The following is a 13,393-nucleotide window of genomic DNA, read 5'->3' as shown; positions in this document are numbered from 1 at the left end:
GGTTCGTAGTAAAGGTGAGTGTCAGCCTATGAGGGGCACCGACTGGTCGCAGATCGAGGCGCTGCACGACCTCGTCGAGGCTGCGGGCACGATCGGAGTGATGTCGTCGGGCCAAGGCAGCGTAGCGGGCAACGAGCGAGGAGGCCATGAGTTGTACCGCGGGAGCAAAGCAGCGCTGAACACCTTCATGCGCAGCTATGCTGCACGGCACCGGGACGGACACCGCACCCTCGTCCTCATGGCCCCTGGCTGGGTGAGCACGGAACTGCGCGGCCCAGGGGCCAGACTCCGCATTGACGAGAGCATCCCTAACGTCGTCAAGACACTTGACGCACTTGCCGGCGCCCGCGGCTTGCACTATGTCGACTACCTCGGCCGCACGGTGCCGTGGTGAACGCGACACCGCATGTTCACGAGCCCGCCGTTCAGCAGGCGTGGACGCTCATGCAACAGTTCGTGGAGGCCCAGAACCGCCCCACGACGCTGAGCGAACTCGCCGGAGCGACCGGAATCGACGCCCCGTACGCGACCCTGATCGTTGACAAGCGGCCCGCACTGCCTGGATCAGGCGGCGTTGCTGACCGTCAGAAGGATCGCGGCGTCTGAGGTTGCGCTGACGCTGTGCGGGTCGGCCGGCAGATCTAGGAAGTCGCCGGCCTGCAATTGCCAGCTGGCGGTCGCGGTCTCCAGCAGCACCTTGCCGACGATCACCTGAATGCTCGCTTCGCCTGGGCTCCGGTGTTCGGCGAGAGTTGAACCGGCGGTGAGCGCTATCACGGTCTGCCGTAGCCGCTGATCGTGGCCCCCGTAGATGGTGCGCGCGGCGCGACCGCTCGTCGAATCCGTGGCGGCCCGCAACTGTTCACGAGCGGCGGCGGCCAGGGCGGTCTTCTTCATCGGCACTCCTTGCGTTGTTCCCAGACCTTACTCGCTGCGAGCAGGCGGCAGGCAGATCGGAGGTGTCAACATGCCGATTTCCTCCCGAACCCACCACACGTGTTCTGTGCGCCGCTGGGCGCGACTGGAGAATCGGTAGCGGAACATCCGGGCGCGCACCCAACGGGGGCGTTCTGCGCCGAACGGGGCGTAGCGCAGCATCCGCAGTGTTGCAGGGTCGGCCTCGAGCAGCCGGACGAGGAAAACCCGGAACCAGGCTTCGTTGCGCATGCCGAGAGCGAGAAACCACATCAGCCAATCCAGGCGCAGATGGTATGGCGCGAATTGACGTGGGCGACGCGCCGGATCGCCGGGTTTGCCGTGGAATTCGTAGGGGAGCCAGACTGCAGCATCCGTCGGTTGCGATGCGTCGGTCGCCTCGACGATCACCTCGAAACGCTCTTTCGTGACGCTGCCGAATGCGCCGTACGCGTTCACGAGATGCCAGCGGTTGAAACTCGCGTTCATCAGCTGGTGGCGAGAGAACAGGTTGCGCAACGGCGGCCAACTCAACACGACCAGGAACAGTGTGACGGCCAGGATCACGATGATGAACCACACCTCGGGCGGATGCGTGTCTGTGTGCGCCGGCATCGCCGGGATGACCAGATGTGCGGCCGGGTCCCAGACAGCTGAGAACGCGAGGATCATCGTCAGCACGTTCAGCCAGGCGAAGTTGCCCGAGAGCAGCAACCACGCCTGGGTCAGGATGACGATCGCGGCTGCGATGCTCGCGACCGGCTGCGGGGCGAACAGGAAGAACGGCACGATGAGTTGAGCGAAATGATTGCCGAGCACCTCGCCACGGTGCATCCATTTCGGCAAGTGGTGGAAATACCAGCTGAGCGGATTCGGCATCGGTTGTGTTTCGTGGTGGTAATACAGCGCGGTCAGATCTCGCCAACTGCGGTCGCCGCGCAACTTGATCAAACCCGCCCCGAATTCGACCCGAAAGACGAGCCAGCGCACGAAGATGATGATCGTGACCGGCGGGATGGTTTCGTTCGAGCCGAGGAATGCGACGAGAAATCCCGACTCGAGGAGCAGGCTCTCCCAGCCGAATGCGTAGAACGTCTGGCCGATATCGACGATCGAGAGATAGCCTCCCCAGATCAGCAGGAAAGCGGCCATCGGCAGCCATGCCGGTCCGAGTTGCGGCAGGCCGGCCACCAGGCTGAGAGCGATCGCCGCACCGACGACAGCGGTCGCGCGCAGCATCCTGTCGGAATAGCGGCGACGAAAGATCGTCGGTCTGCCGGAATCGCCGACGCGGTCGAGGAAGTCGCGCGCCGGTTGCAATCCGTGCTCGCCGAGCAGCGCTGGAAACTGCGCGAGCGTCGAGAGGAACGCAATCAGGAATACCGCAGCCACGCCGCGCTGCAACACTTGCCGAGCGAGTTCGTAGCCTTCCGCACCAAACCACTCCATCGTGCTCCAACGCTACGGCGGTAACGGGTTGCGCTCAAGATCGGCACACCAACGGATGCTGCGGCGATTGTCAGCGCCAAGCGCGCGGCATCCGATAAACTGGTCGGACGAAGGGGAGTATCCCAACGGCTCGCGTGCGAGCCAACGCCGCGATCGTCATCACGGGCCGTGTTCGGGCCCCGGGCGCGGCGGCATGGTCTCGAATCATGCGGGAGAGACTTTCGCAGCCGCGACGAACCCGTTGCGGCTGCCGTCAGCGCGTGGTCGGTTAGTCGTGCGCTCCCGACTTCGGAAGGCTTCGCATGGAGCTCGCCCTGCCGCTCTGGTTTGAAATCGGTTCGCTCGCCGTTCTCAGTCTGATCCTGCTCGCCGATCTGCTGATCGTGCTCAAGCGGCCGCACATCCCTTCGCCGCTGGAATGCGGAATCTGGATCTCGTTCTATGTCGCACTCGCGCTGGTCTTCGCGCTGTGCATTCTGCTGCTCGGTGACGCAGAACACGCCGGGCAATTCATTGCGGGCTGGCTCACCGAATACAGCTTGAGCGTCGACAATCTGTTCGTGTTCGTCTTGATCATGGCGCGCTTCGCCGTGCCACGGAAGCTTCAGCAGGAAACGCTGATGGTCGGCATCATCATCGCCCTGGTGCTACGCGCGATCTTCATCGTGCTCGGCGCGCAGCTGATCGAGAATTTCAGCTGGATTTTCTACATCTTCGGCGTGTTCCTGCTCTACACGGCGGTGCATCAGGCGGTGAGCTCGGAGACTGCCAACGACGAAGATGATCGATTCATCCGATTCTTGCGTCGGCGGCTGCGGATCTCCCACGATTTCGACGGCACGAAACTGCGCACGACGGTTGCCGGACGACGGTTGTTCACCCCGATGTTGATCGTATTCGCGGCCATCGGCACGACCGATCTGTTGTTCGCAGTCGACTCGATCCCCGCGATCTTCGGGATCACAACAAGTCCGTTCCTGGTTTTCGCGGCGAATGTCTTCGCACTGATGGGGTTGCGGCAGCTCTACTTCCTGCTTGGACATCTGTTACAACGACTGCACTACCTGAAGTACGGCATCGCCGTGATCCTGGCATTCATCGGTGTGAAATTGGTGTTTCACGCCCTCCACGAAAATCAGTTGCCGTTCATCAACGGTGGAAATCCTGTTGAATGGGCCCCAGAGATCGGCACTCTGCTGTCGCTCGGGGTGATTGTCGGCGCGATGCTGATCGCTACGATTGCAAGTCTGTTGAAGATGCGCTTTCAGCCAGATCAGGCAGGCACGACTGATGCCTCGGACAGCGGGCCCGCACGCGAAAGGAATCGACGTAAGTGAGCGGAACTCTTGCGGTCAGTGCACGCTCTGACACGGGCGCAGTCAGGACCGTCAATGAGGACAGCCTCATTGCGCGTGCACCGGTTTTCCTCGTCGCGGACGGCATGGGAGGGCACGCCCGCGGTGAGAAGGCCAGTCAGGAGGCCGTACGTATATTCGCCGAACGCATTCCGGCAGGAGCCGCGCCGACGCGAGACGACGTTCTCGACGCGGTAGCCGCGTCCAACAGGGCGGTGCGTGCGCTGTCTGCCTGTGACGACAGCGGGGTGGCAGTCGCGGGAACGACGCTCACCGGCGTTGTGCTCTTGCACGACGGCGAGGCGGATGTTCAGCACTGGATGATCGTCAACGTCGGCGATTCTCGGGTCTACGACTGGGATGGACGCACACTGACCCAACTCACTGTCGATCATTCGGCGGTGCAGGAACTGCTCGATGCCGGCGCAATCAGCGAGGAAGAGGCTGCAACGCATCCCGACCGCAACGTGATCACGCGCGCGCTCGGCGCGGCCGACTCCGTCGACGTCGATATCTGGCTCGTGCCCGCCGCTGGAACCCAGACGTTTCTGATTTGCTCGGACGGGCTGTGCAAAGAGCTCACCGATGAGCAGATCGCCGAAATCCTGGCGGGTGGAGGGAGCGTGAGGGGCAGCGATGACGATTCAAACCGTTCGCTGGCCGACCTGCTCGTCGATGAGGCAGTTGCAGCAGGCGGCCGTGACAACGTGACGGTGATCGTGGTTGAGTCCCGGCTGGGGGACAACGGGAGCAATGCCAGGGCGTCGGCCGCCAGTGCGCCAGGCTACACGGTGCTGCTCGACGGTACCCATCGCGGATAAAAGCATCAGCCCCTTGGCTGGTATACCAACTTGGTCCACCAAAGTCAGAATCCGATGCTACCCTGAGCACATGAACACGGCATCGGACACCGCGCGCAGCCCGCGCACACTCGCGCAGAAGATTTGGGACGACCACCTCGTCGTGCAGGGTGAGAACGGGTCGCCTGACCTCATCTACATCGATCTGCATCTCATTCATGAGGTGACCAGCCCGCAGGCATTCGACGGTCTGCGCATGGCTGGGCGCCCGCTGCGGCGACCGGACCTCACCATTGCCACAGAGGACCATAACACCCCGACGATCGGCATCAATCGCCCGATCGCGGACGCCACGAGCCGCACTCAGATCGAGGCATTGCGCTCGAACTGCGCAGAGTTCGGTGTGCGCCTGCACTCTCTCGGCGACATCGAGCAGGGCATCGTGCATGTGGTCGGCCCGCAGTTGGGTTTGACCATGCCGGGGATCACCGTGGTCTGCGGCGACAGCCACACATCGACACACGGCGCGTTCGGCGCAATGGCCTTCGGCATCGGAACGAGCGAGGTTGAACACGTCATGGCCACGCAGACGTTGCCGCTGAAGCCGTTCAAGACCATGGCGATCACCGTGGAAGGCGAATTGCGGCCCGGAGTCAGCGCGAAGGACATCATCCTGGCCGTCATCGCGAAGATCGGAACCGGCGGCGGGCAGGGCTACGTACTCGAGTACCGCGGAAGCGCCATCCGTGCCCTGTCTATGGAAGGCAGGATGACGATCTGCAACATGTCGATCGAGGCGGGAGCGCGCGCAGGCCTGGTCGCGCCGGACGAGACCACCTTCGCCTACCTGAAGGGCCGCCCGCACGCGCCCGCCGGCCAGGACTGGGACGATGCGCTCGAGTATTGGAAGACGCTTGTCACAGACGACGACGCAGAATTCGATGCCGAAGTGTTCATCGACGCCGACAATCTCGAGCAATTCGTCACCTGGGGCACCAACCCCGGTCAGGGTGTGCCGCTCAGCGAGGCAATCCCGCACCCGAGTGAGTTTGCCGATGCAAACGATCGAGCAGCGGCAGAGCGTGCCCTCGCATACATGGATTTGGCGCCGGGGACCAGGATGAAAGACATCCGCGTCGACACGGTGTTCATGGGCTCGTGCACGAACAGCCGAATCGAGGACCTCCGAGCGTTCGCATCGATCATCGAGGGCAAGAAGAAGGCGGAGGGTTTGCGAGTGATGGTCGTGCCCGGCTCGGCGCGGGTGCGCCTCGAGGCGGAGGCGGAGGGCCTCGACAAGATCATCGAAGCGTTCGGCGCAGAGTGGCGCTTCGCCGGCTGTTCGATGTGTCTCGGTATGAACCCCGACCAGCTGGCACCGGGGGAGCGCTGCGCGTCGACGTCGAACCGCAATTTCGAGGGTCGTCAGGGCAAGGGCGGGCGCACCCATCTGGTGTCGCCTGTTGTCGCGGCAGCCACAGCCATTCGCGGAACGCTGTCCAGCCCGTGGGATGTTCAGCATTCCGGTGATCGAGTAGGCCGCGACGAAGGAGCCGCCGTATCGAGATCCGGCGACGGTGGTCTCGATACGCTCGTTCCTCGCTACTCGACCAACGACGACGAAGGAGCACAGGCATAATGGAAAAGATTTCAACCGTCAGCGGTGTTGCTGTCCCGTTCCGTCGTTCGAACGTCGACACGGACCAGATCATCCCCGCCGTCTTCCTCAAGCGGATCACAAAGACCGGATTCGAAGACGCCCTCTTCCACGAGTGGCGCAAAGACCCGGAGTTCGTGCTCAACCAGGAGCCGTACAAAGCAGGCAAGATCCTGGTCGCCGGCGCCGATTTCGGCACAGGATCCTCTCGGGAGCACGCCGTGTGGGCACTGCGCGACTACGGTTTCACCGCGGTGCTGAGCCCGCGATTCGGCGACATCTTCCGTGGCAACTCTGGTAAGCAGGGCCTGCTGACAGGCCTGATCAGCGAGGAAGACGCGGAGAAGCTGTGGGCCGCGATCGAGGCGAACCCGGGAATAGAGGCGACGGTCGATCTGGTTGCGCGTACAGCAACCATCGCCAGCCTGACCGTTTCTTTCGAGATTGACGATTACACTAGGTGGCGGTTGCTCGAGGGCCTGGACGACATCGGCCTGACATTGCGTAACGAAGCGCAGATCACAGAATTCGAAGCCCGCCGCGAAAGCTGGCGGCCCAAAACAATACCGGTGAAAACTACGTGAACTCACTTCTTCAAGATGCTCAAGCCGCAGGTGCCCGAGTGGGACTGACCGCAGAAAAGATCACCATCCACGGTGGTCGCCCGCTCAGGGGGAGCATCAGGTTGAAGGGGGCGAAGAACCTCGTCACCAAGGCGATGGTCGCCGCTTTGCTCGGCGATACGCCGAGTGAGTTGCGGGATGTGCCCGACATCAGTGATGTGCGCGTCGTGCGTGGGCTTTTGGAGATCCACGGCGTCAAGGTGACGGCATTTGCCGATGGCAGCACGCTCGTGCTCGACCCGAGCGGCATCGAGACGGCGCACATGGCCGACATCGACGCGCACGCCGGTTCCAGCCGCATCCCGATCCTGTTCTGCGGCCCGCTGCTGCACCGGCTCGGCGAGGCGTTCATCCCCGACCTCGGCGGATGTCGCATCGGCGACCGCCCGATCGACTACCACCTGCAGGTGCTGCGCAACTTCGGTGCGATCGTCGAGAAGCTGCCCAGCGGCATCCGGATGACCGCGCCGAACGGTCTGAAGGGCGCGAAGGTTCACCTGGAGTACCCGAGCGTCGGCGCTACAGAGCAGGTGCTGCTAACGGCTGTGCGCGCCGAGGGTATCACCGAGCTCAAGGGTGCGGCGATCGAGCCTGAGATCATGGACCTGATCAACATCCTGCAGAAGATGGGTGCGATCATCACGGTCGACACCGACCGCGTCATCCGCATCGAAGGGGTGGACCGGCTGAGCGGCTTCAGCCACACGGCTCTGTTCGACCGCAACGAGGCCGCCAGCTGGGCTGCGGCAGCGCTGGCCACCGGCGGCGACATCTTCGTCGGCGGGGCTCGCCAGGCCGAGATGCTCACCTTCCTCAACGTTTTTCGCAAGGTCGGTGGTGCGTTCGACATCAGTGACGACGGCATCCGGTTCTACCATCCCGGTGGCGAGTTGAAGCCGGTCGTGATCGAGACGGATGTGCACCCGGGCTTCATGACGGATTGGCAGCAGCCGCTCGTGGTGGCCCTGACCAAGGCGCAGGGCGTCTCCATCGTGCATGAGACGGTGTATGAGCAGCGGTTCGGGTTCGTCGACGCGCTGGTGGAGATGGGGGCGACCATCCAGATTCATAAAGAATGCCTGGGCGGGCATCCGTGCCGGTTCGGTCAGCGCAACTTCAACCACTCAGCCGTGATTGCCGGTCCAACGACGCTGCACGGCGCCGACATCGAGGTCCCCGACCTGCGCGGCGGTTTCAGTCACCTGATCGCGGCTCTGACTGCGGAGGGAACATCCACCGTCAGCAACGTTGGAATCATCTCGCGAGGGTACGAGAACTTCATCGAGAAGCTCGAACTGCTGGGAGCCGACTTCGTTCTCGAAGGATAATAGGCGGGTGCCTACATCCTCCGCGCGCCGGCCCAGCTCTGAGAAGGGGCGCCCTTCGGCCTTTTGGATCCTGGCCGCACTGGTGCTGCCGCCACTGTGGTTCATGGTTCGTTATCGCATCATCGATCGCGAGAAACTGCCGGTGCGCGGCGCATTCGTGATCGCTCCGAACCACTACACCGAGATCGACCCCGTAATCGTGGCTGCTGCCGTGTGGAAGCTCGGTCGAGCACCACGGTTTTTGGCCAAGGCGAGCCTGTTCAGCGTGCCCGTCGTCGGCTGGCTCTTGACGAAATCCGGCCAGATCCCGGTCGAGCGCGCCGGCCGAAGCCGCACGGGGGCACCGCTGCTGGCGGCCGAGAAACTCGTCGAACGCGGGCAGTGCGTGATCATCTACCCGGAAGGCTCGCTCACCCGGGACCCGGACCTGTGGCCGATGCGCGGCAAGACCGGTGCCGCGCGAATGGCGCTTGAACACGGCATTCCGGTGATTCCGGTCGCGCACTGGGGCTCCCAGCAGGTGATGGCACGATACTCGAAAAAGATCAGCTTCTTTCCGCGCAAAACCGTGACGGTCGTGTTCGGTGACCCGGTGGACCTGTCTGAATTCCGCGACAAGCCGTTGAACGCGGGCACGCTTGCCGCCGCGACGAACGTGATCATGCAGGATGTCACCGGCCTGCTCGAAGGTGTGCGCGGTGAAAAGGCTCCAGCAGAGCGTTGGAATCCGGCGGCGCATGACCAGAAGGAGACGGGCCGCTTTGAGGGCTAGATCACTCCCGGCGCACCGTGTCGCGGTGCTGGGCGCCGGCAGCTGGGGAACGACCTTCGCGAAGATTCTGGGCGACGCCGGAAGCGAGGTCATCATCTGGGCCCGCAGGCCAGAGATCGCGCACGAGATCACAGAGGCACGCCGAAACAGTCAGTATCTGCCGGGTGTCAATCTGCCACCGAGCGTTCGGGCGACCACGGTGCTTGCCGACGCGCTGGATGGTGCCGAGCAGGTGTTCGTCTCGATCCCGAGCCAATCGCTGCGTGAAAACCTGTCTGCCGTCGAACCGCTCCTGCCGCAGGGTGCGCCCATCGTGAGCCTGATGAAGGGGGTCGAGCGGGGGAGCGGGCTGCGGATGAGCCAGGTGATCGCACAAGAGCTGCCGATTGATCCTTCGCGCATCGCCGTGATCTCCGGCCCGAACCTTGCCTTGGAAATCGCGCGGGAACAGCCGACTGCCGCGGTCGTGTCATCGGTGAGTCTTGAAACCGCGCAGGCCGTCGCTCTGTTGGCGACAAATCGATATTTCCGATCGTTCGTGAACACAGATGTCATCGGAACCGAGTTCGGCGGCGTGCTCAAGAACTTGATCGCCGTCGCCATCGGCATCGTCGATGGCGTCGGCTATGGCGAGAACACGAAGGCGTCGATCATCACGCGTGGGCTCGTCGAGATGACGGATTTCGCTGTGGCGCACGGCGCGATGCCCGACACGCTTGCCGGGCTGGCGGGCCTCGGCGACTTGATCGCGACCTGTCAGTCCCCGCTGTCACGCAACAACACGGCGGGCCGCCTGCTCGGCCAGGGTTACGCGTTCGACGAGGTGGTCAGACAGATGAACCAGACAGCAGAGGGCCTGGCATCCGTCGCCCCGATTCTTGAGCTCGCACGCGCACGCGGCGTGGCGATGCCCATCGTCGAACAGGTCAGCAGGGTGCTTGCGGGTACGCTCGATCCGAAAGACATCGCGCCGCATCTGACAACGGATTCGGACGAACCCCAGGGTGAAAGGACCGCGGATGGCGGACAAGATCGCGGTCGTACTTCTCTTCGGGGGGCGTTCCAGCGAGCACTCGGTCAGTTGCGCAACGGCCGGCGGAGTTCTCGCGGCGATTGATCGCGAGCGTTACGACGTGATTCCCGTGGGAATCACGCGCGATGGCGAATACGTGCTTGAACGCGACGATGCCGCGGCGTTCGCGCTGAATCCGATTGCCATGCCCGTCGTCATCGACAACGGCACGCGCGTGCGCTGGCCGGAGAGTGCCACCTCGCGCACGTTGACTGTGCATGAACCTGACGGGTCGGAGCGCGTGCTCGGCGATGTCGACATCGTGTTTCCGATCCTGCACGGCCCGTGGGGCGAAGACGGAACACTCCAGGGCATGCTGGAACTGGTCGGCCTGCCTTACGTCGGCAGTGGTGTACTCGCGAGCGCTCTGGGCATGGACAAGCATTTCACCAAAACCGTGCTGCAGCATGCTGGGCTTCCTGTGGCCGCGTGGCGCACGGTGTCCGCCTTCGACTGGAGCAGCGATCCGGATGCCGTCGCTGCGGCGGCAGCTGAGCTCACCCTGCCGCTGTTCGTCAAGCCGGCGCGGGCAGGTTCCAGCGTCGGTGTGACGAAGGTCGCCGCGATCGAGCAGCTGCCGCACGCGATCGAGACGGCACTGGCCGAGGACGACAAGGTGCTGATCGAGAGCGGATTGGTCGGGCGCGAGGTCGAGATCGCCGTGCTCGGCGGTCGGCCGGGGGAGGCGACGCGCGCATCCGTCGCCGGAGAGATCGTCGTCTCGGGCCGTGACTTCTACGACTTCGCCGCGAAGTACCTTGACGCGCCGGGCGTCGAATTGGTGTGCCCTGCGGATCTGAGCGCAGGCGAGCTCGCTCTGATGCAGTCGCTTGCGGTCCGGGCGTTCGACGCGATCGGCGGCGAGGGACTCGCCAGAGTTGATTTCTTTCTGACCGCAGACGGTTTCGTGATCAACGAGATCAACACGATGCCGGGATTCACGCCGATCTCGATGTTCCCGAAGTGCTGGCAGGCGAGCGGGCTCGCCTACCCGCAGTTGATCGACGAGCTGATCGACGTTGCGCTCGCCCGCACGGCCGGACGCTGAGCCTGTCGGAGCACCCCGAATAGACTGCGGTGCTGCTCGATCAGGGACTGGGAGTGGGGCTTGTGGTGGCCGTCGGGTTGGTGGTGGGCGTCGGCGCCGGTACGTCGGCGGCCGTGACGCACCTGAGGTTCTTCGACTGAGGAACGCTGCCGATCGCGCTGGCGAGGTCGGCCATCACGCTCGCGTCCGAGACTCCGCCACCTCCGTGCTGAATGACGACCTCCGTCGCCGGGACGCGCCCGAAGGTGATGTAGCGCAGCGCGGAGGAGAGCGGATCGTTCTCGAGCACCCAGTCGATGCCGTTGGCCGTCAGACACGGCTTGGTGGTCGGGCCGATCGGAGGGACGCCGCAGCGTAGCAGCACGACAGCAGGGCTGCCCCACGCACTCGTCGCCTGCGCATCCGTGTCCCGCTGCGCATGGCCGGCGATGCTGTCTGGCAGCCGCACGGAGATTTCCGCACACCCGGGATTGTTGGAGTCCGGCGCCGCCGTCATCGTCACGATCGGGGTGCACGCGCCGAGCAGGCCGGCCGCCAGCAGCAGAGGGAGTGCCGCCAGCATACGTGCGGGCCGAAGAGTCATCGCGATCCAGGCTACCGTTTGAAGCATGACGATGTCTGAACCCGACGAACCGGCCGATACGCTGCAGCCGGCCGATACGCTGCAGCCGGCTGACACGCTGCAGCCGGCCGACACGCTGCAGGCGGTCAGCGAGATCGATGCTTTGCGCCGCATCTTCCCGCGGCTGCCGCTCTCGGATGCCGCGCTTGTCGGGCCCGGTGACGATGCTGCTGTCCTTTCCGCCCCGGATGGGCGTTACGTCGTCACGACGGACTTGATGGTGCACGGTCCGGACTTCCGCTTCGCATGGTCGTCCCCCGTCGATCTTGGCTGGAAGGCAGCGGCATCCAATCTTGCGGATGTTGCCGCGATGGGTGCGCGCCCGACGGCATTGCTGGTCGCGATTGCTGCTCCGCGCACGACGTCGGTCGTCGTGCTCGAGGGCATCGCCGACGGGTTGCGGGAAGCGTGCGCAGAACTCGCACCAGGCTGCGGTGTCGTCGGCGGCGACCTGTCGGCGTCTGACACCTTCACGATCGCCGTGACGGCGTTCGGCGATCTCGAAGGGCGGGCGCCCGTTCTGCGATCCGGGGCGCGGATCGATGATGTGGTGGCGGTCGCAGGCGATCTCGGCGGCGCTGCTGCCGGGTTGGCGCTGCTGTTTCGGCATGCAACGGATGCTGATGGCTCGCCGGACGCCCGGTTGGCCGCTTCCCTGCGCCGCGAGCACCGCGTCGCAGTCGAGGCCCAGCTGCGGCCGCATCCGCCGATCGCTGCGGGAGTTGCCGCTGCGCGGGGCGATGCGCGAGCGATGCTCGACCTCAGTGACGGGTTGGCGCTGGATGCGCGGCGGATTGCGCAGGCATCCGGCGTCGCCATCGATCTTGAGCGTTCCGCGCTCGGTGCGGAACCGGACCGCGCCCTGGTCGGCGGCGAAGATCACAGCCTGTTGGCGTGCTTTCCACCGGCGGCGCCGCTCCCAGACGGTTTCCGCCGGATCGGCACCGTCGTCGCGGGCGACGGGCTCCTCGTCGACGGCCTGCCGTACACCGGCCTCGGCGGCTGGGACCCGTATGCCGGTTGGAACGGCGCGCGGGGCTGAGCTGCACCGCGCTACCGGCCGCGACGCGTGCTGTGCAGCGTGCGACGCGTCGGCTATTCGGCGACGATGCGATCGGCGGTCCACACCGCGGTGTCGCCATAGACCTTGCGTCGATCCAGGGTGAGCAGCGGCGGCCAGGTCGGCTCCTGTGAACGAGCGCTTCGCTCGACGACGACAACCGCGTCGTCCGTGAGCAGCGGTTCGAGGGTGGCCAGATCCTCTGTCAGTTCTCTCTCAGGCAGGTCATACGGCGGGTCGAGGAACACCAGCTGAAAGCCGCCTGCCGCCGCTGAGTGCCCGGCCAGAAAACCGCGAACGGAGGACACGACGGTGCTCAGCCTCGGTGCGGCGCGCCCTTTCGCCGCTGTGAGGATCGCCGAGGCGTTGGCTCGGCAGATCTCTGCCGCAGCCCTACTGCGTTCGACCAGCACAACGGATGCCGCCCCCCGGCTCGCCGCCTCCAACCCCAGTGCGCCGGATCCCGCGTACAGATCCAGCACGTTAGCGTCGTGAACTGCATTGCGGGCGACCAGCGCTGAGAACATCGCCTCGCGCACGCGATCGCTCGTCGGCCGGGTGCCCGAACGAGGAACCGCAAGGGTGAGCGAGCCGGCGAAGCCGGAAACGATTCGTGTCATCGGCTTCAACGCTACCGTCCGATCCCGGGCGATGCAGGGTGGGCCCGACCGCGCGGGGCTGGGTGTCGGTGG

General features: G+C 64.6%; 15 protein-coding genes. 11 read left to right on the top strand and 4 right to left on the bottom strand.

Annotated features, from left to right (window positions below):
- The first annotated feature begins 28 nt into the window (after positions 1–28).
- Positions 29–394 carry a Rossmann-fold NAD(P)-binding domain-containing protein gene (locus QU604_RS12845; protein ID WP_308465023.1) on the top strand — a complete coding sequence of 122 codons (366 nt, stop codon included), beginning with the start codon at positions 29–31 and terminating at the stop codon, positions 392–394.
- Complete coding sequence (locus QU604_RS12840; protein WP_308465022.1) at positions 391–606, top strand: hypothetical protein; 216 nt, start codon at positions 391–393, stop codon at positions 604–606. Before QU604_RS12845 ends, QU604_RS12840 begins: the two co-directional genes overlap by 4 nt.
- Here the strand turns inward: QU604_RS12840 and QU604_RS12835 are convergent.
- Both QU604_RS12835 and QU604_RS12830 read right to left on the bottom strand, forming a co-directional pair.
- Complete coding sequence (locus tag QU604_RS12835) at positions 565–897, bottom strand: cupin domain-containing protein (protein ID WP_308465021.1); 333 nt, start codon at positions 895–897, stop codon at positions 565–567. The two genes, QU604_RS12840 and QU604_RS12835, sit on opposite strands and share 42 nt — an antisense overlap.
- Positions 898–924: 27 nt before the next feature.
- Positions 925–2,364 (bottom strand): lipase maturation factor family protein, encoded by a 1,440-nt coding sequence (locus QU604_RS12830; RefSeq protein WP_308465020.1) that lies wholly within the window; start codon positions 2,362–2,364, stop codon positions 925–927.
- Between the two features lie 302 nt (positions 2,365–2,666).
- Here QU604_RS12830 and QU604_RS12825 point away from each other — a divergent pair, with 302 nt between their 5' ends.
- The 8 genes from QU604_RS12825 (at position 2,667) to QU604_RS12790 (ending at position 11,019) form a co-directional block, all read left to right on the top strand.
- Positions 2,667–3,701: a TerC/Alx family metal homeostasis membrane protein gene (locus QU604_RS12825; protein WP_308465019.1), complete on the top strand. Its 1,035-nt coding sequence runs from the start codon at positions 2,667–2,669 to the stop codon at positions 3,699–3,701.
- On the top strand, positions 3,698–4,540 hold the full coding sequence (locus tag QU604_RS12820) for a PP2C family protein-serine/threonine phosphatase (RefSeq protein ID WP_308465018.1): 843 nt from the start codon (positions 3,698–3,700) through the stop codon (positions 4,538–4,540). The genes QU604_RS12825 and QU604_RS12820 overlap by 4 nt, the downstream gene beginning before the upstream one ends.
- 70 nt (positions 4,541–4,610) lie before the next feature.
- On the top strand, positions 4,611–6,158 hold the full coding sequence (leuC, locus tag QU604_RS12815; protein ID WP_308465017.1) for a 3-isopropylmalate dehydratase large subunit: 1,548 nt from the start codon (positions 4,611–4,613) through the stop codon (positions 6,156–6,158).
- The gene (gene leuD, locus QU604_RS12810; protein ID WP_308465016.1) at positions 6,158–6,760 is read left to right on the top strand and encodes a 3-isopropylmalate dehydratase small subunit; all 603 of its coding nucleotides are present in this window, start codon (positions 6,158–6,160) and stop codon (positions 6,758–6,760) included. The genes leuC and leuD overlap by 1 nt, the downstream gene beginning before the upstream one ends.
- Positions 6,757–8,127, top strand: a complete 1,371-nt coding sequence (gene murA, locus QU604_RS12805; RefSeq protein WP_308465015.1) for a UDP-N-acetylglucosamine 1-carboxyvinyltransferase — start codon at positions 6,757–6,759, stop codon at positions 8,125–8,127. Before leuD ends, murA begins: the two co-directional genes overlap by 4 nt.
- Positions 8,128–8,134: 7 nt before the next feature.
- The gene (locus tag QU604_RS12800; RefSeq protein WP_308465014.1) at positions 8,135–8,899 is read left to right on the top strand and encodes a lysophospholipid acyltransferase family protein; all 765 of its coding nucleotides are present in this window, start codon (positions 8,135–8,137) and stop codon (positions 8,897–8,899) included.
- The gene (locus tag QU604_RS12795) at positions 8,865–10,016 is read left to right on the top strand and encodes an NAD(P)H-dependent glycerol-3-phosphate dehydrogenase (protein ID WP_308465013.1); all 1,152 of its coding nucleotides are present in this window, start codon (positions 8,865–8,867) and stop codon (positions 10,014–10,016) included. The genes QU604_RS12800 and QU604_RS12795 overlap by 35 nt, the downstream gene beginning before the upstream one ends.
- Positions 9,919–11,019: a D-alanine--D-alanine ligase family protein gene (locus QU604_RS12790; protein WP_308465012.1), complete on the top strand. Its 1,101-nt coding sequence runs from the start codon at positions 9,919–9,921 to the stop codon at positions 11,017–11,019. The genes QU604_RS12795 and QU604_RS12790 overlap by 98 nt, the downstream gene beginning before the upstream one ends.
- A 40-nt stretch (positions 11,020–11,059) precedes the next feature.
- On the opposite strand, the gene QU604_RS12785 is transcribed toward QU604_RS12790, so the two are convergent.
- Positions 11,060–11,602: a DUF3515 family protein gene (locus QU604_RS12785; RefSeq protein ID WP_308465011.1), complete on the bottom strand. Its 543-nt coding sequence runs from the start codon at positions 11,600–11,602 to the stop codon at positions 11,060–11,062.
- A gap of 31 nt (positions 11,603–11,633) precedes the next feature.
- Here QU604_RS12785 and thiL point away from each other — a divergent pair, with 31 nt between their 5' ends.
- Complete coding sequence (thiL, locus tag QU604_RS12780; protein ID WP_409350033.1) at positions 11,634–12,683, top strand: thiamine-phosphate kinase; 1,050 nt, start codon at positions 11,634–11,636, stop codon at positions 12,681–12,683.
- A gap of 53 nt (positions 12,684–12,736) precedes the next feature.
- On the opposite strand, the gene rsmD is transcribed toward thiL, so the two are convergent.
- Positions 12,737–13,321, bottom strand: coding sequence for a 16S rRNA (guanine(966)-N(2))-methyltransferase RsmD (rsmD, locus tag QU604_RS12775; RefSeq protein WP_308465009.1), 585 nt, complete (start codon positions 13,319–13,321; stop codon positions 12,737–12,739).
- Positions 13,322–13,393: the final 72 nt, after the last annotated feature.

Source organism: Rathayibacter sp. SW19 (assembly GCF_030866825.1).
Taxonomy (GTDB): Bacteria; Actinomycetota; Actinomycetes; order Actinomycetales; family Microbacteriaceae; genus Rathayibacter_A; species Rathayibacter_A soli.
This window is presented reverse-complemented; position numbering and strand designations above follow the sequence as displayed.